The sequence below is a fragment of the Streptomyces sp. NPDC001700 genome, assembly GCF_053596435.1.
The window spans coordinates 22,286-48,946 of the sequence record NZ_JBSFGE010000009.1 but is presented as its reverse complement, the minus strand read 5'-3'; the positions used below and the strand labels follow the sequence as shown (position 1 = coordinate 48,946).

Here is a 26,661-nt window from a genome sequence, read left to right as displayed (position 1 = left end):
GAGGGGAATCCTTTGCGGATGAGGCGCGTGGAGCGCCTGCGGACAAGGACGTCCCGAAGGTATTCGCGTGAACTGACCGAGTGTTATGGACGGGAATTCAAATATTCCTCGCCTTTTTGTGCGGAGGTGAGTGCGGGCGTAAGTCCCGAGGTGAGCGAGGGGAATTCGTTGCGCAGTGCCTCGGCGCGCAGGGCCAAGATGAGGTCCAGACGGCTGCCGGGGTCGTGCAGGGCGTCGCCGAAGAGCTTCTCCAGCTGGCGCAGGCGGTAGCGGACCGTCTGCGGGTGGATGTGGAGGCGGGCGGCGACATCGGGCACGTTGCTGCCGCTGAGCAGCCACGCCAGCAACGTCTCGGCGAGCCGCCCGCGCTGCCCCTCGGAGACGGCGGCGAGGGGCGCGAGGGCCCGTGCGTGGAGCTGGGCGAGCATGGGTTCGTCGCTGTGCAGGAGAAGAGTCGACAGGTGGTCGGAGCAGCGCACCACGCCCTGCCGGGGCAGGATGCCACGGCCCATCAGCCCGAGAGCGCGAGTGGCCCAGTGCAGCGACCGCGCGGCGTCGGCGGGCGGCACGGTGGGCCCGATAGCAGCGGGCCGCCCGCGCAGCGCGAGACTGAACGCGCGACTCCCGAGCCCCCCGACCCCGCCGATTCCGGCCCCGTGGCCGCCGTAGCCCCCGGAGCCGGAGCCGCCGAGGCCGGGGCTGCCGCATCCTCCGGAACCACCGTGGCCACCGGTACCGCCGGACCCGCCGGGGCTGCCGTAGCCCCCGGAACCGCGCGGGCTGCCGGAGCCACCGCGCCCGCTGGAACCACCGAACCCGCCCACGCCACCGGACCCACCGGACTCCGCCACCGGTACCAGAATGCGCGGCGGTCGCGACTCCATGTCCACCAGGGCGCCCGCCGCCACCAGTGGCCACTCCTCCTCCCGCTGGTCCGCCGTGGCCGCGAGTGCCACCACCGCGACGTGGCCCGGCACCGGCCATCGGGCGGCGTGGGCCAGGGTCTGTATCGCCTCCGGGGGCACCGGGCCCTCGCCCAGGAGCAGGTCGAGCAGTCGGCGGCGGCGCCGTTCCAGCTCGTCGGTGCTGTGCGACCGCGCCTCCGCGTATCCCGCCGCGGCCGCCTCGGCGACCTCGTGCACGGTACGGAACGCCAGCTCGCCCAGGGCGGCCACGACCGTGGAGTCCAGGCCCAGTTCCTCCGCCGTACGGCCCAGCAGCCGCCAGGCGTGCAGGCCGCCGATCCGCAGCGCCGACTGCAGGGCGTCCAGGCTGCGGCCCTCCAGCGCCTCGCCGCGCCCGAGTTCGTAGTACGTCGTGGCGATCGAGGCGCCCTGGCCGCCCGGTTCGGCGATGTGGTCGACGAACAGGGTCAGCGCCTGGACGACCCCCGATCGGAGGTGCGCCCGGTACGCCTCGTCGGCCGGACGCGCGTACTCCGGGACCTGCCTGCGCACCTCCGCCTCCACCTCGTCGGCCACACCCTCCAGCTGATCGCGCAGCAGTTTGGCCAGTTCGGGCGGGACCGGGGCGGCGTCGGGGCCGTCCGGTGCGCTGGGCGGGGTGGGGTCAGCCACGGCGGACCCTCCGTTCAGCCGGAAGCGGCTCACCCACGGGCCGTTGCCCGGGGCGCGCGGGACACGTACCGGGTTGGACGGACGTCCCCTGCGCTCCGTTCCGTGCCCCGACGGCACCGGCCTCACTCCGGCACCCCCAGCGCACCGGCGAGCATCGGCCACGACGCGGTGAACTCCCGCCTCCAGTAGGTCCAGCTGTGTCCTCCTCCCGCGTAGTAGTGGGTCGTGACGGGGATACGGAGCAGCGCGAGCCGGTCCGTGAAGGAGTGGGCGGACGGCCACAGCACGCTCTCCAGCGCCTCGGGCAGCCAGTCGCCGATACCGCCGATCACACCGCTGCCGCTGGACACGTACAGCGGTGTGCCGCGCAGCCCCTCGGCGCGGGCGCGCGGGTTGAAGTCGCGCCAGGTGAGCAGGTTGAGGACCGGGCTGCCCCACAGGGAGCGCGGCAGCAGCTTCTCGCGGGCCACGATGGCGTCCATCAGGGCGGGCATGCCGGGCGCCATGGTGTCGAGGGTCCCGCTGTACGAGGCCGCCGCGCCGAACACGCCCGGGTGGCGCGCCGCGTGCGCCATCGCGCCGTAGCCGCCGGTGGACACCCCGGCGACGGCCCGCACCCCGGAGGCCCGCCAGTCGCGCGCGAGCAGCGCGGGGACCTCGGTGAGCTGGAACGTCTCGTAGTCGGGGCCGCTGCGCCACACGGTGGGAATGCCGGTGGGGCCCGCGTCCGGCATCGCCACGATCAGGTCCCGGCCCTCGGTGAACGCCTCGATGTCCGTCTCCCGGGTCCACGACGTGTAGTCGTCGTGGGCGCCGTGCAGCAGGTACAGCACGGGGTACGTCCGCCCGGGCGGCCGGGTGTCGAAGCCGGACGGCAGGATCAGCCGTACCGGCGCGCTGCGGCCCAGCGCGGCGGAGGGCACGGACAGGTCGAGGGTGCGGGGCCCGAGCCGGGTCGCAGCGGATTGTGCGGCGGTGGCGGTCGTGGCGCCGGACACGACGGCCAGTCCGGCGGCCGCCGCCGCACGGGCGACGGCGCGCCGGGACACTCCGGTGGTGCGGTGGGGCATGGCGGCTCTCCTCGGATGAGGTGCGATCAGGTCAGATGCGGCGGGCTCTCCTCGGCGAGTCGCCGCCGCAGATGGGCGGCGATCTCGTCCACGCAGGGCGGGTCGAGCAGCGACAGATGGTGTCCGGCGACCGGTACGACCGTCAGGCGCGGGCACACCTCGTCCCAGCCGAGCGCGTCGTCGTCCCGTTCGTACGCGGGGTCGCGCACGGTGTGCGGCGCGGGTTCGCAGGCCCGGTAGAGCACCACCGGCCCGTCGTGGCGGCCCGGCCGATGCGCCTCGCCGATCCTCAGGTCCAGGTACGAGGAGCGCTGGTGCTCCAGCGCTGCGGGCGGCACGTCGGCTGCCTCGCGCAGGGCCCGCAGGACGGTGTCGATGCGCTCGCCGTCGTCGTCCATCGCGGTCAACTTGTCGTAGGGCAGGTCGAGTTGGACCCCATAGGTGTCGGCGATGTGGCGGGCGAACCCGGTGAAGTGGGCGCGGATCCGGTCGGCCGGTGTGCGGCCGGGCTGGGGGAGGGGGCGTACGGAGTCGATGAGCGCGACCAGCGCCACGTCCCGCCCGGCGGCGGTGAGCTGCCGCGCGGTCTCCTGCGCGACGAAGCCGCCGAAGGACCAGCCGCCCAGCAGGCAGGGCCCGTCGGGGTGGACGGCGGCGACGGACTCGGCGTAACGGCGCGCCTTCTCGGGCACCGTACGGGCCTCCTCGACCCGCTCAAGACCGTACACCGGCCGCTCGCCGCCGAGCCGTTCGGCGAGCGCCCGGTAGACATCGGTGGTGCCGCCTGCGGCGTGGACGAGGAAGAGCGGTGGCCGGGAGCCGGTGGCCTGGAGAACACGCAGGCTCGCGTCCCGCGCGGGTAGCGCCCGCTCGATGCGCGCGGCCGCCTCCGCGACGGTGGCGGCGCCGAGCAGATCGCGCAGCGGCAGCCCGACCGCGAACTCCCGCTCCAGGGCGGTGCGGATGCGGACGGCCATCAGCGAGTCCAGGCCTAGCTGGGCGAGGGCGGTGGCCGGGGTGACGCGGGTGGGCGGGTGGCCGGTGACGGCGGCGATGTGATGACACACCCGGGCGGCGACGGAGGAGTCCTCGGCCGTGTGGCCGATGGCGACGGGCGCCGCCTCTGCATGTGCTGCGGTGACGGGTGCCGTGCCTGCGTGGCCTGCGGTCACCGCTGCCGCGCCCGCGTGGCTTGCGGTCACGGGCGCCACCGGCGCCACCGGTGCGTTCCCGGCCGCCGCAGCCCCCGTACGCCCGTCAGTCCACCAGTGCCGCACATGCCGCCAGCGCGGCGCGGGCAGGTCGATGACGCGCCCGGGTGGCGGCGGTAGCCGCAGGCCCCCGGCGTACAGGGCGCCCACCTGGGCCAGGAACCCGGCGGAGCCGTCCGCGTCCCGGCGCAACGTGCCGACGGCCAGGGCGCCGGGCGCGGTGTCGGCCACCGCCCGGGCCAGCACCGGGTGCGGCGAGATCTCCACGAACGCGCCGTGGCCATCGGCCGCGGCGGCCGCCACCGCCCGGTCCAGGCGCACGGGCCGCCGCAGGTTGGCGGCCCAGTGGGCGGCGTCGAACACGCTGTCGCCGCGCGGATCGTCCAGCACGGTGGAGTACACGGGGACGCGGGGCGGTGCGCCCCGGAGACCGGCCAACTCCTGGGCCAACTCCGCGAGCAACGGCTCGACCTGTGGCGAGTGCCCCGCCCCCACCACCCGCATGGCCCGCGCCACCCGCCCTTCCCGCTCCAGCCGCCGCACGAGCCGGGCCACCACCGGTTCGTCGCCGGTGACCACCTTCTGGCTGGGGGAGGAGTGCACGGCGACGTGGACACCGGGGAAGTCCCGTGCCAGCGCGCCGAGTTCGTCATCCTGGACATCGACGACCGCCATGGCGCCACCGCGCAACCCGCTGAGCAACCGGGCCCGTACGGCGACCACCCGCGCCGCGTCCGCCACCTCCAGGGCACCCGCGCACACCGCGGCGGCCACCTCGCCCATGGAGTGGCCGACGACGGCGGCGGGCTCGACACCGTACGAACGCCACAACTCGGCGAGCGCCACCTGCAGCCCGAACAGCACGGGCTGGGCCACCTCCAGGCGGTCGAGTCCGCCGCCGGACGCCAGGTGGTCGTACAGGGACACGCCGCACTCCGGGGCGAGCTGCGCGTCGAGCCTCTTGATGGCGGCGGTGAAGGCGGGCTCCTCGACCAGCAGCCGCCGCCCCATCCCGGACCACTGGCTGCCGTACCCGGAGAACACCCACACCGGCCCGCGCCCGGCGACCACACCCCGGTCGCCGGACACGACCCGCGCGTCGGGGCGCCCGGCCGCCAACGCGCCCAGCGCGTCGGCGAGTTCGTCGCGGTCGCGTGCGACGACCGCGACACGTACGGCCCCTCGCCCGGCCCGCCCGGCGAGGGTACGCGCCACGTCGGCGAGACACGCGGCGCCACCCTCGGGCGCACGGAGCCACGCCGCGATCCGGTCGGCGGTGTCCCGAAGGCGCGCGGTGTCGACGTCGGAGAGCAGATACAGACGCGCGGCCCCCTCCGGGGGTGGTGGCGGTGGCGCGGTGGCGTGTCCGCCGAGTCCCGCCGGGTCTGCGGCGTCCGGTGTGCTTGTCCCAGGTGGCGTGCTCCCGGACGCCGTCCGGGAGTTGCCTCCGCCAGGGTGCTCCCCGGGCTCCACGGGCTGACCTGGCGGGTCGCCGACACGTCCCGGCGGGTCTGCGGCGTCTCGCGTGCTCGCCCCAGGTGGCGCGCCCTTGGACGGCGTCCGGGAGGTGCCCCCGCGAGGGTGCTCCCCGGCGTGTGCGGGCTCGCCCGGCGTGACGTCGATGCGCCTCGGTGGCGGCGCGGCGTGTTCGCTAACTCCCGCAGACACTGTGGCATTTGTCGCGCTGCCTGTGCTGCCGTTGGGAGGCGCCACTTCTCGCGGCGTGGTTGGGCTCGTCCGAGCGGGCCGGTCCCCGACCTCCGTGGGCTCGCCCGGTGCGACGCCGTCACGTCCCGGTGGCGCGGGGGCACGTCCGCCAACTCCCGCCGCGTCTGCGCCGCCTGGCGTGCCCGTCCCGGGAGGCGCGCTCCCGGGCTCCGTGTGGGCGGTGTCCGGGCGAGGGCGCTCCCCGGTCACTGCGGGCTGGCCCGGCGTGACGCCGACAGGCGTCGGTGGTGCGGGGGCGTGTTCGCCACGTTCCGCCGGGTCTACGGGCTGGCTCGGCGCGGCGCCGATACACCTCGGTGGCACCAGGGCGGCGTGTTCGCCGAGTCCCGCCGGGTCCGCGAGGTCTGGGGCGCTCGTCCCGGGAGGCGCGCTCCCGGACGCCGTCCGGGCGGGGTGTGCCTCGGCCAGCGCGGGCTGGCCCAGAGGGGTGCCCGTACGGTCTGGGACCGGTCGCCACTCCTCCAGCACCGCATGGGCATTGGTGCCGCCGAAGCCGAAGCCCGAGACCCCGGCGGTGGCCGTACCCCCGTAGCGGGGCCAGGGCTCGGGCTCGGTCACGACGCGCAGGCGTTCGTCGTCCAGGGCGGTGCCCTCGGCGCAGTGCAGCGATGGCGGAATGACGTCGTGGTGCAGCGCGAGCACCGTCTTCACCAGCCCCGCGATGCCCGCGGCGGACTCCAGGTGGCCGAGGTTGCCCTTGACCGACCCGAGCAGCAGCGGCTGGTCGGGGTCGCGGCCCGTGCCGAGTACCGCGCCGAGCGCGCCCGCCTCGATCGGGTCGCCGAGCGGGGTGCCGGTGCCGTGCGCCTCGACGTGGTCGATGTGCGCCGGGGCGAGCCCGGCCCGTGCGTACGCGGTCGTCAGAAGGGCCCGCTGGGCTGCGGGGTTGGGGGCCAGGAGGCCGTTGGAGCGGCCGTCGGAATTGACGGCCGTGGCGCGGATGACGGCGAGCACGCGGTCGCCGTCCCGCGAGGCGTCGGACAGCCGCTTCAGCAGCACCGCCGCGCACCCCTCACCCCGCCCGATGCCGTCCGCCGCCGCCGAGAACGGCTTGCACCGGCCGTCCGGGGCGAGCGCCCCCGCCCGCCGGAACGCCACGGTGACGGTGGGGGAGAGCAGCAGGTTGACCCCGGCGGCGATCGCCGTGTCGCTCTCGCCCGTGCGCAGGCTGACGCAGGCGTGGTGGACGGCGACCAGCGACGACGAGCAGGCCGTGTCGACCGCCATGCTCGGCCCGCGCGCGTCCAGGACGTACGACAGGCGGCCCGCCGCGACGCTCAGCGCGCCACCGGCCGGTGCCCACGGATCGACGGCCGCCGGGTCGGCGCCGGTGAGCTGCCCGTACTCCGGCGCGGAGACCCCGACGAAGACACCGGTGGCGGTGGCCGCCAGCGACGCGGCCGGGACGGCGGCGTGGTCGAGCGCTTCGTGGACGACCTCCAGGAGGATGCGCTGCTGCGGGTCCATCACCGCGGCCTCGCGCGGGGTGATGCGGAAGAAGTCCGCGTCGAACCCGGCGATGTCGTCGAGGTAGCCGCCGTACGGGGGCGCGTCGGCGGGCGGGAACGCGGTGAAGTCGCGCCACCGGTCCTCCGGGACGCGCCGGATCGCGTCGGTGCCCTCGCTGAGCAGCCGCCAGTAGTCGTCCGGGCCGTGCACACCGCCGGGCAGTCGGCAGCCGACTCCGATGACGGCGATCGGTTCGCCGGGCGGGGGCGGGGGCGGGGGAGGGGCGATGCCCGTCGAGCCGTCGTCCATACCGCACAGCCGCGCCACCAGCGCATCGCCCGTAGGCGCCTCCCACAACAGGGTCGCGGGCAGCTCACGGCCCACCGCACGGGACAGCTCCCCGGCCAGGACGACCGCGTCCCGGGAGGACATGCCGAGGTCCGCGAGCGGCCGGTCCATCGGGACGTCCCCGGCCGCCGTGCCCCGCCACGCGGCCACCTGCTCGGCGACCAGGTGGCGCAGCGCGCCCTCACGGGCATCCCCGGCGGCCCTCATTCCGCGGCCCCCGGCGTCGCGTAGGCCCCCGCCAGATAGCGCTCGCGGGTCAGCGCCCGCGACACCTTGCCGCTGGAGGTGCGGGGCACGGTGCCCGGCGGGACGAGGACGACATCGGCGAGCCGCAGCCCGTGCCGGGCCGAGACGGCCGCGCACACCTCCCGCATCAGGGCCGGTACGTCGATGTCGTCCAGCGCCGTGTTCCGGGCGTGCTCCGCCACGACGATCACCCGCTCACCGAAAGCGCCCGCTGTGCCGAAGGCGGCGAGCCGGTCGCGCCGTACGGCCGGATGCGCGTCCTGGGCGGTGGCCTCCACGTCCTGCGGGTAGTGGTTGCGGCCGTCCACCACGATGAGGTCCTTCAGCCGCCCGGTGACGATCAGCTGCCCGTCGAGGACCGTCCCCAGGTCGCCCGTACGCAGCCAGCCGCCGCCCGGACCGGCCGTCTCCTCAGCGAAGGTGGCGCCGAAGACGCGGTCGCTCTGCCGCTCCTGATTCCGGTAGCCGCGCCCCACATTGGGACCCCGCACCCAGATCTCGCCGACCTCGCCCTCGTCCAGCGCGGCGCGCGAGAGGGGATCGGCGATACGGACCCGCTGGCCCGCCGGAGTGCCGCACCCCGCCAGCAGCACGGCCGTCGGATCGTCGGGCCGCGCGGGCAGCGCCTTGCCGGTGGCCAGGGAGTCACGGTCGAGCGCGAAGCGGCGTAACGGTTCGCCGGGGCGGGCCGCGCTGACGAAGACCGTCGCCTCGGCGAGCCCGTACGACGGGCAGTGGGTCTCCGGCGCGAGCCCCTGGGCGGCGAACGCGGCGTGGAAGCGGTCGGCGGTGCCGGGGCGGACGGGCTCGCTGCCGTTGATCAGCGCGGTGACGCCGTCCAGCCGCAGGCCCGCCTTCTGCGCGTCGGTGACCGTCGAGGCGCAGTAGTCGTAGGCGAAGTTGGGCGCGGCGCTCACCGCGCGCGGGTGTGCGGCCAGCAGCCGCAGCCAGCGCACCGGCTCGTGCAGGAACGCGACGGGGTCCATGAGCACCGACACCAGCCCCCGCACCACCGGGGCGGCGACGCTCAGGACGAGCCCCATGTCGTGGTAGAGCGGCAGCCAGCCGACGCAGCTCACCGGGTGGGCGTCGGCGCCGTAGGCGGTCAGCGCCTGGCGGGCGTTGGCGACGACATTCGCGTGGGTGATTTCCACGCCAGCCGGAACCCGGGTCGAGCCGGAGGTGTATTGCAGGTAGGCGACCGCCGAGTCGTCCGGTGCGCCAGGCCGCCAGGCGTGGGCGTGGGCATCGGGCACCTGGTCGGCGGCGATGACAGGAAGGGACCGGTCTGTGCAGAACTCGCTTACGTCGTCCAGGACATGGCCCGTCGTCACGACGGCCGAGGGAGCCGCGTCGGCCAGCACGGCCGAGAGCCGGTCGCCGTGCCCCGGCAGGCCCGGCGGATACAGGGGCACGGCGACCAGCCCGGCGGCGAGCGCCGCCAGGAAGGCGGTCACGTATTCCGTCCCCTGCGGGCACAGCAGCGCGACCCGCGCCCCGGGCTCGCACTCCTCGGCGAGCCGCGCGGCCACCGCCCGGACCCGCAGGTCCAGGCGCCGCCAGGTCAGCGTGCGGTGGACACCGCGCGAGTCGGGGGCGGGATGCTCGACGAAGGTGAACGCGCGGCGGTCGGGGGTGGCCTGGGCCCAGTGCCGTAGATACTCCGGCAGGGTGTGGAACGCGGGCGCGAGCGTGGTGCGGCGGCTGTCCATCGGGCATGGCTCCTCACGTCAACGTCAACATCGACATCACGGGATGGACTTGCGGGGGCGGGAGCGGGAGCGGAGTGCGGGCCGGTCAGAGCGGGATGTTGCCGTGCCTGCGCTCCGGCATCGCGGCGCGCTTGCCGCGCAGCGCGCGCAGGGCGCGGCAGATATGGGCGCGGGTGTCGCGCGGCGCGATGACGGCGTCGACGTAGCCGCGCTCGGCTGCCAGGTACGGGGTCCCGTAGGTGCCCTCGTACGTGGCGACGAGCCGGGCCCGCAGCGCCTCGGGGTCGTCCGCGGCGGCGAGTTCACGCCGGTGGAGGACGCCCACCGCGCCCTCGGCGCCCATGACGGCGATGCGCGCCGTGGGCCAGGCGAGGTTGATGTCGGCGCCCAGGTGCTTGGAGCCCATCACCGCGTACCCGCCGCCGTACGCCTTGCGTACCACCACCGTGACCTTGGGGACGGTCGCCTCGGCGTACGCGTACAGCAGCTTGGCGCCCCGCCGGATGATCCCGGCCTGCTCCTGCCGGACGCCGGAGAGGTAGCCGGGGACGTCGGCGAAGGTCAGCAGCGGGATGCCGAACGCGTCGCAGAACCGCACGAAGCGCGCGGCCTTCTCGGACGCGTCGATGTCCAGGACCCCGGCGGCGTGCAGCGGCTGGTTGGCGACGACCCCGACGGAACAGCCCTCCACGAGCGCCAGGGCACAGATGATGTTCGGCGCGAACAGCTCCTGGATCTCCAGCAGTTCGCCGTCGTCCACGACCGCGCGCAGGATGTCGCGCATGTCGTAGGCCTGCCCGAGCCGGTCCGGCATGACCTCATCGAGGCACGCCCCGGCCGGTGGCGCCACCGGTGCGTACCGCGGGGGCAGTTCCAGATTGTTGGCGGGCAGGTACGACAGCAGATCGCGCACGGTGCCGAGGGCGCTCACCTCGTCGGCGGCGAGGAAGTGGGCGTTGCCGTTGACGGTGTTGCTGGTGCGGGCGCCGCCCAGCTCCTCGGCGGTGGCGCGCTCACCGGTCACCGCCTCGATGACATCCGGCCCGGTGACGAACATCTGCGAGGCCCCGTCCACCATCACGGTGAAGTCGGTGATGGCGGGCGAGTACGCGGCCCCGCCCGCGCACGGCCCCAGCACCACCGAGATCTGCGGAATCACCCCGGACGCCCGCACATTGCGGCGCACCAGCTCGGCGTAGAGCGCGAGCGAGGCGACCCCCTCCTGGATCCGGGCGCCCCCGCCGTCGTTGAGCCCGACGACCGGACAGCCGGTCTTCAGCGCGAGGTCCATCAGCGCCACGGTCTTCTCGCCGAAGGCCTCGCCCATGCTGCCGCCGAACACCGTGGAGTCCTGCGCGAAGACACACACCGGACGGCCGTCGACCGTGCCGTGCCCGGTGACGACCCCGTCGCCATACGGCCGCCCGGAACCGCCCCCGCTCCCGTTCCCGCCCCCGCTCCCGTCTCCGCCGGGCCGGGCCCGTACGAACAGCCCGGTCTCGGTGAACGACCCGGCGTCCAGGAGCAGATCGATCCGCTCCCGCGCCCCGTACTCGCCCCGCCGCCGCGTCCCGCCCGGCGCGGCCGCCTGTTTCCTGCGCACCTCCAGATCGGCGAGGCGATCGGCGGTGGTGCGGCCGGGTGCGTGCGGTGGGGGTCGCGGCGGGGAGAGCGGTGCGGGTATCCGGGATGTTGTCGCCTCAAGCGTCACTGCCACCTCCGAAGGGGGCCTTCGAATATGGCAGCGCCTGAGTCACGGACCGGGACGATCGCGGCCGCGTGTGGCCGAGGTGAGTCCCCCGGGCCGATGGTTCGTGCGGGGATGACAAGGCCAACGGCGCCCGGGGCGGGCTCAGAGCCAGTCGCGCCGCTTGAAGATGACGTACAGGCTGACGCACACCACCGCCATCAGCAGCAGGGCGAAGGGGTAGCCCAGCGCCCAGTGCAGCTCCGGCATGTGCGTGAAGTTCATGCCGTAGATGGTGCCGACAAGGGTGGGGGCGAAGAGGATGGCCGCCCATGCGGAGATCTTCTTGACCTCCTCGTTCTGCTCGAAGCCCGCCTCGGCCAGCGCTCTCATCTCGGCGTTCTGCTGCTGGGTGACCAGGGTGGCGTTGACCGCGAGGATGTCGGTGAGGGCCGAGCGGAAGCCGTCCACGCGCTCGCTGGTGTGGGTGACGTGGTCGGCGACGTCCCGCAGGTAGCGCTGCAGCTCCTCGTCGGTGCCGTACTTGTCGAACCCGGCCATCAGCCCGCGCAACATCCCCACCAGGGGGCGGGTAGCGCGCTGGAACTCGACCATCTCGCGGGAGAGTTCGTAGATGCGGCGCGATACGGCGGGGTCGCCGCGGAAGACCTCGGTCTCGATCTCGTCGATGTCGTTCTGCACGCCCGCCACGACCGGGGCGTAGCCGTCCACGACCGCGTCCAGGATGGCGTACAGCACGGCCTCCGCGCCCAGGGCCAGCAGCTCGGGGGCCGACTCCATGCGGGCGCGCACCGCCGACAGGTCCGGGGCGGCGCCGTGCCGGACGGTGATGACGAAGTCGGGGCCGACGAAGACGTGCAGCTCGCCGAAGTCCACCTCCTCGACCGCGTCGAGGTAGCGGGCCGCGCGCAGCACGACGAAGAGCGTCTCGCCGTAGCGCTCCAGCTTGGGCCGCTGATGCGCCTCCATCGCGTCCTCGATGGCCAGCTTATGCAGGTCGAATTCCTCGGCGACCGACAGCAGCTCCGCCTCGGTCGGCCGGTGCAGCCCGATCCACGCCATCGCGCCCGGCTCCTCGCGCAGCCGCCGGAAGGTGGCGGCCAGGCCGTCGGGCGTGCCGACCCGGCGGCCGTCGCGGTAGACGGCCGCGTCCACCACGCTCTGCTCGTCGGCGACCGGGGTGCCGTCGACCGCGGCGGTCCCGGAGTCGGCGCTCGGCGAACCGGCCGCCCCGGCTCCGGCCCCGGCCCGGGATCGCGGTCCGGCGCCCGCTCCGCGCTCCGCTGCGGACCGCAGCCACGGGTACTTTCTCGGCGGGCGCGGGGTGTGGGAACGGCGCTCGGACATGCGGGGTCCTTTACGAAGAGGTGCCGCCGGGCCGCGCTGCGTTCAGCGGGGCCGGACCGGGGTGGTGGCTCGCGGCATGCGACTGGGAGGTTCGCTGGTCATCGCGTGGACCTCACCTCCTCGTCGCGGTCCCCTCGGCGCCCGGAGCGCCGACCACTGGCCTCAGTGCAGGATATCCCCCGATATGCCCAGGCGGCGGCCGGGGCACTGGCGGGGCCTCGCCGGGCCCTCGTACCCGCTCCTGGCGCGCCAACGACTGTTTGCCTACGATTGTTGGCATGGACGATCCCGGGCGGCGCCTCCCCTCCGGACCCTCCGACCCCTCCGACCGCTCCGGAAGCGAACCGGGCCCCGGCCCGGCAGACAGCTCGGCGGCTACCCCGGCGGGCTGCCTCACGGGTGCCCGGAGCGCCGACCGCACCCGCGCCACCATCCTCCGCGCCGCCCGCGCGCACTTCGCCCGGCACGGCTACGAACGCACCACCATCCGCGCCGTCGCCGCCGACGCGGCCATCGACGCCTCGATGGTCATGCGCTACTTCGGCAGCAAGGAGAAGCTCTTCGACGCGGCCCTCACCATCGACCTGCGGCTGCCCGACCTCACCGCCGTGGCCCGCGACGACCTCGCGCTCGTCCTCGTACGCCACTTCCTCGACCGCTGGGAGGGCGACCCCGCCGACGACGCCCTGCTCGTCCTGCTGCGCTCCGCCGTCACCAACGAGCGGGCCGCCGAGCGGCTGCGCGAGATCTTCGCCGAGCAGGTCGCGCCCGCGCTCGGCGAGACCGTCGACCGGCGCCGCGCCGGGCTGGTCTGCGCCCAGCTCCTCGGCCTCGCCGTCACCCGCTATCTGCTGCGCGCCCCGGCCGTCACCGCGCTCACCCCGGACGAGGTCGCCGAGCTGTACGCACCGGCCCTCGCCGCCGTCCTCTCCTGACCGCAGCCGTCACGAGCCCCGCCACCGCCACCGCACCATGAAACCCTCACGGCAGCAGCCCCGCGCGTCGCGCCTCGACCACCGCGTGCAGCCGGGTGCGCGCCCCCAACTTGCGCATGCACGACCGCAGATAGCTCTTCACCGTCTCCGGCCGCAGCCCCAGCCGGTCGGCCGCCGCCGAGTTCGTCGCGCCCGAGGCCACGCAGGCCAGGACGTCCACCTCGCGCGGCGACAGCCGCACGTGGCCGTGGGGCGCCGGGTCGCGGGCCTCGCCCGACGAGGCGCGGGCCAGACGGCCGCAGGCGGTCAGGATCTCCTGCCGCAACTGCGGGTCGGCCACCCGGTGGGCCAGGGCCCGCAGGTCCACATGGGCCCGGCGGACCTCTTCCCAGACCGCCGGGTCCGGCTCGGCCTCCGGCACCGGCCGCTCCGCGACGACCGTCATCAGCCGCTGCGCCTCGTCCTGGACGGCGAGGGCCCGTTCCAGCTCGCGGGCCGCCTCCACCCCGGCGGTCAGCGCGCGGTCGCCGAGGATCAGCGGCTGCCGCAGCGCCCCGTACAGCACGGCGCGCACCCGGCCCCGGACGACCACCGGGACGGCCATCATCGAGCGCAGCCCCTCGGCGCCGACCGCCCCGTCGTACTCATGGCTGATGGCCCGCGAGACGGGGTAGTCGATCACGGATATCGGCCGGGACAGGGTGAGGACCTTGCCACCGAGCCCGTTGCCCGCCGTGATGGCGAGCCCGTGCAAGGAGTTCGTGGTGGTTCCGGTCAGTTCGGAGATCCGGAACTGCCGTGCGCCCGAGAACAGCCCGCCGAAGGCGACGGGCAGCCCGCCGCGCCGGCGCATCCGCAGCAGCGCCGCCCGTATGTCGACGGCACGCTCCGATGCCGCGGCACGCTCCGATTCCGCCACGGTCGCCTCCCCGAAACGTCACCACCCCCGCCCGGGGGATGGTGAGACCCAGATCACCCGTCGCACGATGCTAGCGAGCGGCACGCCACATCAGGAGGACAAGTGACAGCAAACAGTCCGTCTCACGAATTCCGTGCGGCCCGGGACTTCCTTCTCGACCGCCGGGAGGACTACGAGGCGGCGTACGAGGGGTTCAGCTGGCCGCGCCCGGACCGGTTCAACTGGGCCCTGGACTGGTTCGACCAGATCGCGGACGGCAACGACCGCACCGCCCTGCACATCGTGGAGGAGGACGGTCAGGAGACCCGGCTGAGCTTCGACGCGATGCGCCGCCGCTCCGACCGCGCCGCGAACTGGCTGCGCGCGCGGGGCGTGCGGGTCGGGGACCGGATCGTGGTCATGCTCGGCAACCAGCGGGAGCTGTGGGAGACGGCGCTCGCGGCGATGAAGCTGCGCGCCGTCGTCATCCCCGCCACCCCGCTGCTCGGCCCGCTGGACCTGGCCGACCGCATCGGCCGCGGCCAGGCGAAGCATGTGATCGCGCGGGCGGAGGACACCGGCAAGTTCGCCGAGGTGGCGGGCGACTACACCCGCATCGCGGTCGGCGCACCCCGGGGAGCGGTCCCGGACGGCTGGCTGGCGTACGAGGACGCCGGGACGGACACCGTGCCGGACGAGACGCAGGGCGGGGCGGCGGACCGCTTCGTACCGGACGGCCCGACCTTCGCCGCCGACCCCCTCATGCTCTACTTCACCTCCGGCACCACCGCTCAGCCCAAGCTCGTCCAGCACACCCACATCTCGTACCCCATCGGCCATCTGTCGACGATGTACTGGATCGGGCTCCGGCCCGGGGACGTGCACCTCAACATCTCCTCCCCGGGCTGGGCCAAGCACGCCTGGTCCAACCTCTTCGCCCCGTGGAACGCCGAGGCGACGGTCTTCCTGCACAACTACACCCGCTTCGACGCCACCCGCCTCATGGCCGAGATGGACCGCTGCGGCGTCACCACCTTCTGTGCCCCGCCCACCGTCTGGCGGATGCTCATCCAGGCCGACCTCACCCAGCTGCGGCACCCGCCGCGCGAGGCCGTGGCCGCCGGTGAGCCGCTGAACCCCGAGGTCATCGAGCATGTCCGGCGCGACTGGGGTGTGACCATCCGGGATGGTTTCGGCCAGACCGAGACCGCCGTCCAGGTCGCCAACACCCCCGGCCAGCCGCTCAAGACCGGCTCGATGGGCCGCCCGACGCCCGGCTTCGCCGTCGTCCTCCTCGACCCGGTCACCGGCGAACCGGGCGACGAGGGCGAGATCGCCCTCGACCTGACCGGACGGCACGGCCGCCCGGTCGGCCTGATGACGGGGTACGAGGGCGACGAGGAGCGCACCGCCGAGGCCACCGAGGGCGGCTACTACCGCACCGGCGACATCGGCTCCCGCGACGAAAACGGATATATCACCTATATCGGACGCGCCGATGACGTCTTCAAGGCCTCCGACTACAAGATCTCCCCGTTCGAGCTGGAGAGCGCCCTGCTGGAGCACGAGGCGGTCGCAGAGGCCGCCGTCGTCCCGGCGCCCGACCCGCTGCGGCTGGCCGTGCCGAAGGCGTACATCGTGCTGGCCGAGGGCTGGGAGCCGGGACCCGAGACGGCGAAGGTGCTGTTCGCGCACTCCAGGGCGGTGCTGGCGCCGTACAAGCGGGTCCGGCGGCTGGAGTTCGCGGAGCTGCCCAAGACGGTGTCCGGCAAGATTCGCCGGATTGAACTACGGGAACGCACGGCGATGGGAGACGGCGTCGAGTTTCATGAGGGGACCTCATGAAGGGCAGCTCTCTTTCGTGTGACCGCTAAGGAGACACCATGACCGACCCGATCCCCCCGGCAGCTGAGGCCCCCGCCGCCCTCTCGTACGCGAGCGGCACCGGGGACCAGCCGCTGCGCGGCGACACCATCGGCGCCGACCTCGCCCGGGCCGTCGAACGCCACGGCGACCGCGAGGCGCTGGTCGACCTGCCCTCCGGCCGCCGCTGGACGTACGCCGAATTCGGCCGGTCGGTCGAGGAGGTGGCGCTCGGGCTGCTGGCCAAGGGCGTCGGCAAGGGCGATCGGGTCGGCATCTGGGCGGTCAACTGCCCCGAATGGCTGCTGACGCAGTACGCCACCGCCCGCATCGGCGCCATCATGGTCAACGTCAACCCCGCCTACCGCGTCCACGAGCTGCGCTACGTGCTGCGGCAGGCCGGGGTGTCGGTCCTCGTCTCGTCCACCGAGCACAAGGACAGCGACTACCGCCGCATGGTCGAGCAGGTCCGCGCCGAATGCCCGGCCCTGCGCGACGTCGTCTACATCGGCGACCGCACCTGGGACGGGCTGGTGCGCGCGGGGGAGACCGTGCCGAAGGACCAGCTGGCCGCCCGCGAGGCCCGGCTGACCTGCGACGACCCGGTCAACATCCAGTACACCTCGGGCACCACGGGCTTCCCGAAGGGCGCCACCCTCTCCCACCACAACATCCTCAACAACGGCTACTTCGTGGGGGAGACGGTCGGCTACACCGAGCGCGACCGGATCTGTCTGCCGGTGCCGCTGTACCACTGCTTCGGCATGGTCCTGGGGGCGCTGGCCGCCACCACCCACGGCGCCTGCCTCGTCCTCCCCGCCCCCACCTTCGACCCCGCCGCCACCCTCTCCGCCGTCGAACGGGAGCGCTGCACCTCGCTGTACGGCGTCCCCACCATGTTCATCGCCGAGCTGGCCCTGCCCGACTTCGCCACCTACGACCTCTCCTCGCTGCGCACCGGCATCATGGCCGGATCGCCCTGCCCGGTGGAGGTGATGCGGCGGGTGGTCGCCGAGATGCACATGGCCGAGGTGTCCATCTGCTACGGCATGACCGAGACCTCCCCGGTCTCCACCCAGACCCGCCGCGACGACGACCTCGCCCGCCGCACCGGCACGGTCGGCCGGGTGCTGCCGTACGTCGAGGTCAAGGTCATGGACCCGGCCACCGGCCTGACCGCACCCCGAGGCACCCGGGGCGAACTGTGCACCCGCGGCTACTCGGTGATGCTCGGCTACTGGGAGGAACCCGAGCGGACGGCCGAGGCGATCGACCCGGCGGGCTGGATGCACACCGGCGACCTGGCCGTGATGGACGACGACGGCTACGTCCAGATCGTCGGCCGCATCAAGGACATGATCATCCGGGGCGGCGAGAACGTGTACCCCCGGGAGATCGAGGAGTTCCTGCACACCCACCCCAAGATCGCCGATGTGCAGGTGGTGGGCGTACCGGACGAGAAGTACGGCGAGGAGATCCTCGCCTGCGTCATCCTCCGCGAGGGCGCCACCGCCCTCACCCGCGACGAACTGGCCCGCTTCTGCCGTGGCCGCCTGGCCGCCTTCAAGGTGCCCCGCCATCTGCGCGTCATGGACGCCTTCCCGATGACGGTCAGCGGCAAGGTCCGCAAGGTCGAGCTACGGGAGGCGGGTGCCCGAGACCTGTCCGCCGTCCCGGAAACCCGCACCGACCCGGACCGCACCCCGGACCGCAGCCCGGACAGCGCTCCGGACCGCACCCCGCAGCCCCAAGCCACCCGCTGACCTACCGGGCCGCGTTCGGGAGGCAGCCCTTCACTCCGGATTCGGCGCCCCGGCTGAACGCCGAGACGCGCTGCGAGGCGTTGCCGTGGTCGGAGGTGTTCGTCCACGGCGTCTCGTCGGCGAGGGCCGACAGGGCGTCGGACAGTTCGTTCGTGTCGCCGTCCTCGAAGGTCAGCGTGTTGTCCTGGGCCGCGCCGAAGAGGACGGCGCCCGCCAGGCAGTCGGCCTGGAGTTCGCGGGCCAGGTCGACCAGGCCCGCGTCCAGCCGGTTCTGGATGGCGTGGCCCCACTCATGGGCGATGACCAGGTAGACCCAGGCGTCGCCGCGCTGGTGGCCCGCCCGCATCAGGTCCATGTCCCAGGCCACGTAGTCGCCGCCCGGGCAGTAGACGGCGTTGTTGTCGGGGAGCGCGGTGCCGCCGCAGGTGGGGGCGGTGCCGGTGGCGCCGTCGTAGGCGCCCACGATCCGGGGCGGGCGGTAGGTGCCGGTGAAGAACTCGTTCCAGTGGGTGGACCAGTAGGTGTTGGTGATGGACACCGCCGCGTTGATGTCCCCCTCCACGCTGTCGGCCGTCCCCGGATCGGGGACGCTCGGCGTGGTCGCCGGGCGGCTCTCGTCCGTGGGCTGCGGCAGCCCGCCCCCGCCGCAGCCGGTGACCGTGAGCAGGGTCAGGACGGTCAGGAGGGCGAGGAGCGTCGCCGCGATCCTCGGGCACCACGGAACAGCCATCGCTACGGCCTCCGGCCGGTCGTGAACGGTGGGGGTGGTGCTTCAACCGAAGCGCCCCCCGGTCATGAGCGCAAGTGCGGGCCGGTGGTGAAGGAGCGCACGAGCGCCGCCAGCGCACGCGGGCGCTCGAGCAGCATCGCGTGCGACGCGTCCAGCGTGTGGACCGCGATGTGCGGGTGGTCGGCGGCGAGCGCGCTCAGCTCGGCCTCCAGCCCCTTCATATACGCGGCCATCAGCTCGTCGAACCACGCCAGCTCCGGGCCCTGGTCCACGAGCCGCGCACCACGGACGATCAGCAGCGGGCGGGTCAGACGGCGGTAGACCGGGAACATGTCCAGCTCGTACATCGCGTCCAGCATCTCCACCGCCCGCTCCCGCTCCGGCCGCAGGAACAGCTGCCCGTCGCCGGTCTCGCCGAGCGACCGCCGTAGGCCCTCCTCCAGCAGCTCGGGCGCGAAGCCCAGCTGGGCGGCCATGGCGGCCCCTTGGGCGCGTACGGTCTCCAGCGTCTCGGGCGGGAAGGCCTGGCCCGCCGAGGCCCGGGCGACCTGCCGGGCCCGGTCCAGGCCCTCGGCCACGGTCCGCGGGTCGAGCCCGGCGTACTGGTCGGGGCGTCCCATGCCGAAGCCGTCGAGGTTGACCGCGCCGGGGGTGTGCGGATGGGCGTCCGCGTAGAGCGCGGCCAGCATGCCGCCGAGCGAGTGCCCGACGAGTACGGCCTCCGGGACGCCGCACGCGTCGAGGACCGCCTCGATGTCGCCGAGCGCGGCCCCGGCCGTCCACGGCCGCGTACCGCGCCCCGAGGCGCCGTGCGCCCGCAGGTCCATCGAGAGGACCCGGTGATCGGCGATCAGGTCGTCCGCGATCTCCGACCAGTCGGCGAGCGTGCGGGTGGCGCCGTGGAGCAGCAGCAGCGGGGTGCCGCTGCCACCGTGGTCGCGGACGGCCAGGGTGATGTCGGCGCGGTCGACGGTGAGGTCTTCGGGCATGGCTCGGCGCTCCGATTCAGGAGGGGGTCGTGGGCGGGAACGGGAACCACGGTAGAGCGCGAAAAACCGGCGGAGATCATCCGCGAAGGGGAGGCGAATCGGCCCTTGTCCGGGTGACAATGGACAAGGCTCATACGCGGGTTCATGCGCGCGGCGGGCCACAGCGGATCAGCGTGTCCGCGGGGTCGTTGACGGGCTGTGGAGTGCCGGTCAGGTCCATGATGAACAGCGGTATGTGCAGCGCGTCCGCGCGCGCCCGCGCCTCCCGGGCGTAGCCCGCCAGCGAGAAGAAGACGCTCACGGCGGACTCGTTGAGCCCGTTCAGCCACAGGCACTCGACCTCGCGCAGCCCGGTGGGGCGGGTCGTCGGATCGACCTGGGCGACGACGCCTTTCCCGTACAGGTCCACTCCGGACGCCTCCGGGTCGTCCGGCCGCCGCAGACACCCGAAGCCGAGCCACCGCAGATACTGGGCGGCGGCGGTGACCACGTCCCGCGCGGTACGGATCGTCACCGGCCGGAAGGCCGGGCGCGGGGTCGGCTCGCTGTCCTGATGACGTTCCGAAGCTTCCGGAACCGCCGCGACCGGTGCTACGGGCGCGACCGGCACCACCGGGACCCGTACGACCGCACCGCAGCCGCAGCCGAACTCCGGCTGCGGCCAGTGGCCCTGGCGCCCGCAGGACGGGCAGTCCACCGCCACCCATATGTCCTGCCAGGTGCGGTGTTCGATCTCCTCCGGCGTGCCGTCGCGCAGCACCGGGAGGGTGAGCGGCGCGCCGCACGAGCACGGGAAGGTGGGCGGAGTGAACGACTGCTCGCGGCGGCACGCGGGGCAGCGCACCGGCACGCTCTCTGTCATCTGACGCTCCGTAGTGGGCTGCTGGTAACTGGGCCATGGTCCACGAAGCGGGCGGGCGAGGAGGGGGAGTTGGGCGTTCTGCCCACCTCCAGTGGGACGGCCGCGTGACGCCGGGCTGGACGCTTGACGGATGACGCCCGGAGTACGCGCCGCGCGAGGCTGCCGGAGGCGCGGCCCGGCGCAGTAGGTTGGCGGCGTGAGATTGAGGGTTGAGTTCACCACCGAGCCGTTCGACCTCGACGAGGTGCCGCCGCACGCCGTGGCCGCCCGCGAGGCGGTTCAGGCCGCACCGCTGGACACCGTCGACGTCGGCCCGTTCGGCAACACCGCCGAGGGCCGGGCGGACGCCGTGCTGGCCGCCGTGGGCGACTTGCTGCGCACCTCCCTGGACGCGGGCGCCACCCGGGTCTCGCTCCAGGTCAACGTCGTCGCGGAGCCCGACGCGTGACCGGCCCGGCGGACACCGACGCGGACCCGGGGACGGACCACCCCTTCGTCTCGGCGGTCCGGCCGCTGGTCGACGCGATGGGCGGTGAGCTGATCGCCCCGGACCGGGCCCGGGACGACGACGTGGTGCTGTCCTGGGAGGGCAGTGCGGTGGTGGCCGTACGGCTGCCGCACCTCTCGGCGTCCCTGGACCACATCCTCGCCGACCTCCAGCGCCGCCACGGCGTCCCGCTGCCGGACCTGGACCGCAAGACGAAGCAGGGAATCGTCCGCGCGCTGGAACAGCGCGGCGCGTTCTCGGTGCGCCACGGCGTCGAAACGGTCGCGAGCGCGCTCGGGGTGAGCCGCTTCACCGTCTACAACTACCTCAACCGCGAGAAGGGCTCCGAACACCCGGAGCCCGAGCCCCCACGGCCGTGACCCGCTTGACGCCGATCAGGGTGCGGTAGCGGGGCCGGTCGGCGAAGGCGCTCAGCGCCCAGACGGCGGGGCGCCCGGCCTCGGCTCCGTACCTCATTTCAACAAAGTGTTGACGTTCGCCGGGGAAGCTCTTAGCTTTCGGGATGTGACTACCAGCGCTCCACCGGGCCTGGCCCGGTTCAACGCGGCGGACCGGCCGGACGCGGCCGCGCTGCTGTACGAGGTGTGCGCCAGCCGGGCCTGGGGCGCGGCGGTGGCCGCCGGGCGGCCGTACGCGCACCTGGACGCCCTGCTCGACGCGTCCGACAGGGCCATGGCCGGGCTGACCGAGGGCGACCTCGCCGAGGCCATGGCCGGGCATCCGCCCATCGGGCGGCCGAAGCCGGGGGACGCCACCTCGGCGCGCGAGCAGAGCGGAGTGGGCCATGAGCTGCGGGCGGAGCTGCTGGAGCTGAATCTCGCGTACCAGGAGCGCCACGGCCATGTGTTCCTGATCTGTGCCACCGGCCGCACCGGCGAGGAGATGCTCACCGCCCTCCGCCACCGGATCGGCAACGACACGGCCACCGAACGCGAGATCGTCCGTACCGAACTGGGAAAGATCAACCGCATCCGGCTGACCCGATCCATGACCGCCGAGGCGGCGGAAGGAGAGCGGTAGTGACGACCCCCACCTCCGTGTCCACGCATATCCTGGACACCAGCCTCGGCCGCCCGGCCACCGGCGTCCCCGTCGAGCTGTCGGTGCGCCCCACCGCCGGTGGCGAGTGGACGGTGCACGCCGCCTCTGCCACCGACCAGGACGGGCGCTGCAAGGATCTGCCCGCCCTGCCCGAGGGCACCACCCAGGTACGGCTGCGTTTCGAGACCGAGTCGCGCGGGCCCTTCTTCCCGGAGGTGGCGGTCGTCTTCGCCGTCGAGCCCGGCGAGCACTACCACGTGCCGCTGCTGCTCACCCCGTTCGGCTACTCCGTATACCGAGGGAGCTAAGCCCGATGCCCATGCTCGGCCAGAACCAGTACGGCAAGGCGGAGACCCGTGTGGTCCGGATGGTGCGCGACGGCGCCGTCCACCACATCAAGGACCTGAACGTCTCCGTCGCGCTCTCCGGCGACCTGGCGGAGGTCCACCGCCACGGCGACAACACCGGTGTCCTGCCGACCGACACCATGAAGAACACGGTGTACGCCTTCGCCAAGCAGCACGGCATCGCCACCGCCGAACACTTCGGCATCGAGCTGGCCCGCCACTTCGTCTCCAGCCAGGAGGCGATCCGCACCGCCCGCGTGCGGATCGAGGAGTACGCCTGGGAGCGGATCGAGACCGGCGGCGAGGCCCGGCACTCCTTCGTCCGCGCGGGCCGGGAGACCCGTACCGCCCAGATCCGCTACGACGGCCAGGGCTGGGAAGTGCTGTCCGGCCTGCGCGATCTCACGGTCATGAACTCCACCGACTCCGAGTTCCACGGCTACGTCAAGGACGCGTACACCACCCTGCCCGAGGCGCGCGACCGCATCCTCGCCACCGAGGTGCACGCCCGCTGGCGCCACGGCTGGAGCGACGGCGGGCAGCCCGAGCCGGACTGGGACGCCGCGTACGCGGACGCGCGCGCCGATCTGCTGGCCGCCTTCGCCGAGACGTACTCGCTCTCGCTCCAGCAGACGCTGTACGCGATGGGCGCGCGCGTGATCGAGCGGCGTTCGGGGATAGACGAGATACGGCTCTCGTTGCCCAACAAGCATCACTTCCTGGTCGACCTCGCGCCCTTCGGGCTCACCAACGACAACGAGGTCTACTTCGCCGCCGACCGGCCGTACGGGCTCATCGAGGCCACCGTCCTGCGGGACGGCGCCGAGGCCAGGATCCCCACCGACTGAACCCCCGACAGGGAAGGCCACGCCCCGTGCACCGCATCGTCATCGAGAACTGCGCCATCGCGACCGTGGACGCGCAGGACACCGAGCACGCCTCGGGCCATGTCGTCGTCGCGGGCAACCGCATCGAGTCGCTGGGCGCGGGACCGGCACCCGACGGCCTGGACGGGGTGGTCCGCCGGGTCGACGGCACCGGCCACCTCGTCACCCCGGGCCTGGTCAACACCCATCACCACTTCTACCAGTGGCTCACCCGAGGCCTCGCCCAGGACCACAACCTCTTCAACTGGCTGGTCGCGCTCTACCCCACCTGGGCCCGGATCGACGAGCCGATGGTGTACGCCGCCGCGCGCGGCTCGCTCGGGATGATGGTGCGCGGCGGCGTCACCACCGCCATGGACCACCACTACGTCTTCCCGCGCGGCGCGGGCGATCTGCTGGGCGCCGAGATCCGCGCGGCGCGCGAGCTGGGCGTGCGGTTCACCGCCGCGCGCGGCTCCATGGACCTCGGCAGCTCGGACGGCGGGCTGCCGCCGGACTTCGCCGTCGAGACCACCGAAGCCGCCCTCGCCGCCACCGAGGAGGCCATCGACACCCACCATGACGCCTCGTACGACGCGATGCTGCGGATCGCGGTCGCGCCCTGCTCGCCCTTCTCCGTCACCACCGAACTCATGCGGCAGAGTGCCGAGTTGGCCCGCAGCAAGGGCGTACGGCTGCATACCCACGGCTCGGAGACGGTCGAGGAGGAGAAGTTCTGTCACGAGCGGTTCGGGATGGGCCCGACCGACTACTTCGCGGACACCGGCTGGCTCGGCGAGGACGTGTGGATGGCGCACAGCGTCCATATGAACGACGCCGACATCGCCGCCTTCGCCCGCACCGCCACCGGCGTCGCCCACTGCCCGTCGTCCAACGCCCGGCTCGCCGCCGGGATCGCCCGGGTGCCGGATCTGCTCGCGGCGGGCGTACCGGTCGGGCTCGGTGTGGACGGCACCGCCTCGAACGAGTCCGGCGAACTCCACACCGAGCTGCGCAACGCCCTGCTGATCAACCGGCTCGGCGACCACCGCGAGAAGGCGCTGACGGTCCGCCAGGCGCTCCGTCTCGGCACCTACGGCGGGGCCCAGGTGCTGGGCCGCGAGCGCGAGATCGGGTCCCTGGAGCCGGGCAAGCTCGCCGACCTGGTGCTGTGGAAGCTGGACGGCATCGGCCACTCGACCATCGCCGACCCGGTCGCGGCGCTGGTGCTGGGCGCGGCGGCGCCGGTGACCCTGTCGCTGGTGAACGGCGAGCCGGTGGTGGAGGCGGGGCGGCTGCTCACCGCCGACGAGGACGACATCGCACGCGGTGCGCGCGACGAGGCGCGGCGGCTGGCCCGTATCGCCGAGGAGGGGTGATACATCGGATGGGTAGGGGCTCACTGGTAGCAATGTGGCGGCGGTGGCGCTTTATGTCCCGTTGACATCCCACCTATGCGGCTCTAGGTTCCGGTACGCGGCTGGCCAGCCCTCCTGTCCGACCACCCATGAGCACCATGAGCACAGGAGCCGCCATGCGTGTGTCCCCACGGGCGTTATCCCTGTCCCGAGGTCTGAGCCTGCTGCTCGGCCTGTTCCTGGCGCTGACCCTCACCGGACCCTCCGCCACCGCCGAAGCCACCCCCGTACCCACCCCCGTACCCACCAGCGCCGACCCCGGTCCCGGCACCGACTACGCGGCCGACGACCCGTTCACCTCCGCCCGCACCGACTGGTGGCGGCAGGACCGGTTCGGGATGTTCATCCACTTCGGCGCGTACTCCCAATTGGAAGGCGAATACACCCGCCCGGACGGCACCGTGTGCCGGGACGCGGAGTGGATCAAGCGGAACTGCCGGATATCCACGAGCGCCTACGAGGACATGGCGCGGGGCTTCAACCCGTCCTCCTTCGACGCCAAGGCGGTCGTCAAGGCCGCCAAGGACGCCGGTCAGCGCTACATCGTCATCACGTCCAAGCACCACGACGGATACGCGATGTGGCCGACGAAGCAGAACACCTGGAACCTGCGCGACCACTCCTCGTTCGACCAGCGGCGCGACATCCTCGCCGAGCTGAAGACCGCCGCAGACGCAGCCGGGATCAAGCTCGGCTTCTACTACTCGATCTGGGACTGGCACGACCCCGACTTCGCCGACCCGGCCACCTTCCCGAAGTACCGGGAGCGGATGTACGCGCAGCTCAAGGAGCTGGTCGACGGCTACGACCCGGCGCTGCTGTGGTTCGACGGTGAATGGGACGCGGACGACCCCACCAACAACTGGTCCCCGCGCGACGGCGAGCAGCTCGAAGCGTATCTGCGCGGCCTCGACCCGGACCTGGTCATCAACAACCGGGTCGGCAAGCGCCGCGTCGTGGACGGCGACTACGGCACCCCCGAGCAGGAGATCCCGGACGCCCCGGTGGACGGCCAGCTCTGGGAGTCCTGCATGACCCTCAACGGCAGCTGGGGATACGCGAAGCACGACCAGAACTGGAAGTCGCCGCAGACCCTCACCCGCAATCTCCTCGACATCGCGAGCCGTGGCGGCAACTACCTGCTCAACGTCGGCCCCGACAAGCTCGGCCGCGTCCCCCAGCCGTCCGTCGACCGGCTGCGTGAGATGGGCTCCTGGCTGCGGACGTCCGGCCAGGGCCGGGCCGTGTACGGGGCGCGGGAGGCCGGTCTGGTGACCGAGCCCCGGTGGGGAGCGGTCAGCCGGTCCGGCGACAAGCTCTACGCCTCCGTGGCCGACTGGCCCGCCGCCGGGCAGCCCCTCCATCTCACCGCGCGGGCGCCGTTCGAGGTGACCGGGGCGCGGGTGCTGGGCAGCGATCAGCAGGTCGCGGTCGCGGCGGCCGGGGACGGCTTCGACCTCACCCCGTCCGGCGGGCCGGTGAACACCACCGCGTCGGTCATCGAGCTGACGGTCAGGCCATCGGGCACGTCCGTACCCCCGGGCCGGGGGACCGGGCTGCGGCAGGAGGTGTTCGCGAACGACACCTTCACCGGGCCGCCGGTCGTCACCCGGACCGATCCGACCGTCAACCACGCCTGGCGGAGCGCCGGTTCACCGGACGTCCGGGTCCCGGCCGACCGCTTCAGCGTCCGCTGGACCGGCTCCCTGGTGCCCCGCCACAGCCAGACGTACACGCTCACCACCGTCTCCGACGACACGGTGCGGGTGTGGCTCGACGGCAAGCTGCTCATCGACAGCACCACGCCGCATACGGCGAAGGTCGACAAGGCGACCGTCGCCTTGACGGCCGGGCAGCGCCACGCCCTCAAGGTCGAGTACACCGAGCAGACCGGGGAGGCGCATATGAAGCTGCTGTGGTCCAGCCCCGGCCAGCCCCAGCAGATCGTGCCGCGCGCCCAGCTCTACCCCTCATAACGCGCATTCATGACGCGCACACGCGAAAGGGCCCCGGGGCGATGTCCCGGGGCCCCTCGTCACGTACGG

At 73.4% G+C, this 26,661-nt stretch carries 20 protein-coding genes; 10 read left to right on the top strand and 10 right to left on the bottom strand.

The window, feature by feature from the left end:
• Window positions 1-83: 83 nt before the first annotated feature.
• The 6 genes from ACWC5C_RS18625 to ACWC5C_RS18600 form a co-directional block, all read right to left on the bottom strand.
• Window positions 84-1,577 carry a PucR family transcriptional regulator gene (locus ACWC5C_RS18625; protein WP_450876507.1) on the bottom strand — a complete coding sequence of 498 codons (1,494 nt, stop codon included), beginning with the start codon at window positions 1,575-1,577 and terminating at the stop codon, window positions 84-86.
• Window positions 1,578-1,699: 122 nt separating this feature from the next.
• Entirely contained in the window at window positions 1,700-2,647 is a 948-nt protein-coding gene (locus ACWC5C_RS18620) for an alpha/beta hydrolase (protein WP_450876505.1), read from the bottom strand.
• A 26-nt stretch (window positions 2,648-2,673) separates the two neighbouring features.
• A complete protein-coding gene (locus ACWC5C_RS18615; protein WP_450876503.1) occupies window positions 2,674-7,590 on the bottom strand; it encodes a beta-ketoacyl synthase N-terminal-like domain-containing protein in 4,917 nt (1,638 codons plus the stop codon).
• A complete protein-coding gene (locus ACWC5C_RS18610) occupies window positions 7,587-9,341 on the bottom strand; it encodes a fatty acyl-AMP ligase (protein ID WP_450876501.1) in 1,755 nt (584 codons plus the stop codon). The genes ACWC5C_RS18615 and ACWC5C_RS18610 overlap by 4 nt, the downstream gene beginning before the upstream one ends.
• An 85-nt stretch (window positions 9,342-9,426) precedes the next feature.
• Window positions 9,427-11,025: an acyl-CoA carboxylase subunit beta gene (locus ACWC5C_RS18605; protein WP_450876963.1), complete on the bottom strand. Its 1,599-nt coding sequence runs from the start codon at window positions 11,023-11,025 to the stop codon at window positions 9,427-9,429.
• Window positions 11,026-11,193: 168 nt separating this feature from the next.
• Window positions 11,194-12,396 carry a magnesium and cobalt transport protein CorA gene (locus ACWC5C_RS18600; RefSeq protein WP_450876499.1) on the bottom strand — a complete coding sequence of 401 codons (1,203 nt, stop codon included), beginning with the start codon at window positions 12,394-12,396 and terminating at the stop codon, window positions 11,194-11,196.
• A gap of 278 nt (window positions 12,397-12,674) precedes the next feature.
• Here ACWC5C_RS18600 and ACWC5C_RS18595 point away from each other — a divergent pair, with 278 nt between their 5' ends.
• Window positions 12,675-13,331 (top strand): TetR/AcrR family transcriptional regulator, encoded by a 657-nt coding sequence (locus tag ACWC5C_RS18595; protein ID WP_450876497.1) that lies wholly within the window; start codon window positions 12,675-12,677, stop codon window positions 13,329-13,331.
• Between the two features lie 46 nt (window positions 13,332-13,377).
• On the opposite strand, the gene ACWC5C_RS18590 is transcribed toward ACWC5C_RS18595, so the two are convergent.
• Complete coding sequence (locus ACWC5C_RS18590; RefSeq protein ID WP_450876961.1) at window positions 13,378-14,184, bottom strand: response regulator transcription factor; 807 nt, start codon at window positions 14,182-14,184, stop codon at window positions 13,378-13,380.
• Between the two features lie 168 nt (window positions 14,185-14,352).
• Here ACWC5C_RS18590 and ACWC5C_RS18585 point away from each other — a divergent pair, with 168 nt between their 5' ends.
• Window positions 14,353-16,074 (top strand): AMP-binding protein, encoded by a 1,722-nt coding sequence (locus ACWC5C_RS18585; RefSeq protein ID WP_450876495.1) that lies wholly within the window; start codon window positions 14,353-14,355, stop codon window positions 16,072-16,074.
• A 38-nt stretch (window positions 16,075-16,112) separates the two neighbouring features.
• A complete protein-coding gene (locus tag ACWC5C_RS18580) occupies window positions 16,113-17,855 on the top strand; it encodes an AMP-binding protein (RefSeq protein WP_450876493.1) in 1,743 nt (580 codons plus the stop codon).
• Window position 17,856: 1 nt separating this feature from the next.
• On the opposite strand, the gene ACWC5C_RS18575 is transcribed toward ACWC5C_RS18580, so the two are convergent.
• From ACWC5C_RS18575 to ACWC5C_RS18565, 3 genes are all read right to left on the bottom strand, one after another.
• Entirely contained in the window at window positions 17,857-18,585 is a 729-nt protein-coding gene (locus tag ACWC5C_RS18575) for a neutral zinc metallopeptidase (RefSeq protein ID WP_450876491.1), read from the bottom strand.
• 62 nt (window positions 18,586-18,647) lie between these two features.
• The gene (locus ACWC5C_RS18570) at window positions 18,648-19,574 is read right to left on the bottom strand and encodes an alpha/beta fold hydrolase (RefSeq protein ID WP_450876489.1); all 927 of its coding nucleotides are present in this window, start codon (window positions 19,572-19,574) and stop codon (window positions 18,648-18,650) included.
• A gap of 142 nt (window positions 19,575-19,716) precedes the next feature.
• Window positions 19,717-20,436: a hypothetical protein gene (locus tag ACWC5C_RS18565; protein ID WP_450876487.1), complete on the bottom strand. Its 720-nt coding sequence runs from the start codon at window positions 20,434-20,436 to the stop codon at window positions 19,717-19,719.
• A 196-nt stretch (window positions 20,437-20,632) separates the two neighbouring features.
• On the opposite strand from ACWC5C_RS18565, the gene ACWC5C_RS18560 reads away from it, so the two are divergent.
• The 7 genes from ACWC5C_RS18560 to ACWC5C_RS18530 all read left to right on the top strand — a co-directional run bounded on the left by ACWC5C_RS18560 (window position 20,633) and on the right by ACWC5C_RS18530 (window position 26,592).
• Window positions 20,633-20,884 (top strand): hypothetical protein, encoded by a 252-nt coding sequence (locus ACWC5C_RS18560; RefSeq protein WP_385444716.1) that lies wholly within the window; start codon window positions 20,633-20,635, stop codon window positions 20,882-20,884.
• Between the two features lie 77 nt (window positions 20,885-20,961).
• Window positions 20,962-21,303, top strand: a complete 342-nt coding sequence (locus ACWC5C_RS18555; RefSeq protein WP_450876959.1) for a helix-turn-helix domain-containing protein — start codon at window positions 20,962-20,964, stop codon at window positions 21,301-21,303.
• A 145-nt stretch (window positions 21,304-21,448) separates the two neighbouring features.
• Window positions 21,449-21,964, top strand: coding sequence for a 2-oxo-4-hydroxy-4-carboxy-5-ureidoimidazoline decarboxylase (uraD, locus tag ACWC5C_RS18550; protein ID WP_450876485.1), 516 nt, complete (start codon window positions 21,449-21,451; stop codon window positions 21,962-21,964).
• Entirely contained in the window at window positions 21,964-22,293 is a 330-nt protein-coding gene (uraH, locus tag ACWC5C_RS18545; RefSeq protein WP_450876483.1) for a hydroxyisourate hydrolase, read from the top strand. Before uraD ends, uraH begins: the two co-directional genes overlap by 1 nt.
• A gap of 5 nt (window positions 22,294-22,298) precedes the next feature.
• Window positions 22,299-23,180: a factor-independent urate hydroxylase gene (gene pucL / locus ACWC5C_RS18540; RefSeq protein ID WP_450876481.1), complete on the top strand. Its 882-nt coding sequence runs from the start codon at window positions 22,299-22,301 to the stop codon at window positions 23,178-23,180.
• A gap of 26 nt (window positions 23,181-23,206) precedes the next feature.
• On the top strand, window positions 23,207-24,577 hold the full coding sequence (locus tag ACWC5C_RS18535) for an 8-oxoguanine deaminase (RefSeq protein WP_450876479.1): 1,371 nt from the start codon (window positions 23,207-23,209) through the stop codon (window positions 24,575-24,577).
• Between the two features lie 155 nt (window positions 24,578-24,732).
• Window positions 24,733-26,592 carry an alpha-L-fucosidase gene (locus ACWC5C_RS18530; protein ID WP_450876477.1) on the top strand — a complete coding sequence of 620 codons (1,860 nt, stop codon included), beginning with the start codon at window positions 24,733-24,735 and terminating at the stop codon, window positions 26,590-26,592.
• Window positions 26,593-26,661 lie beyond the last annotated feature (69 nt).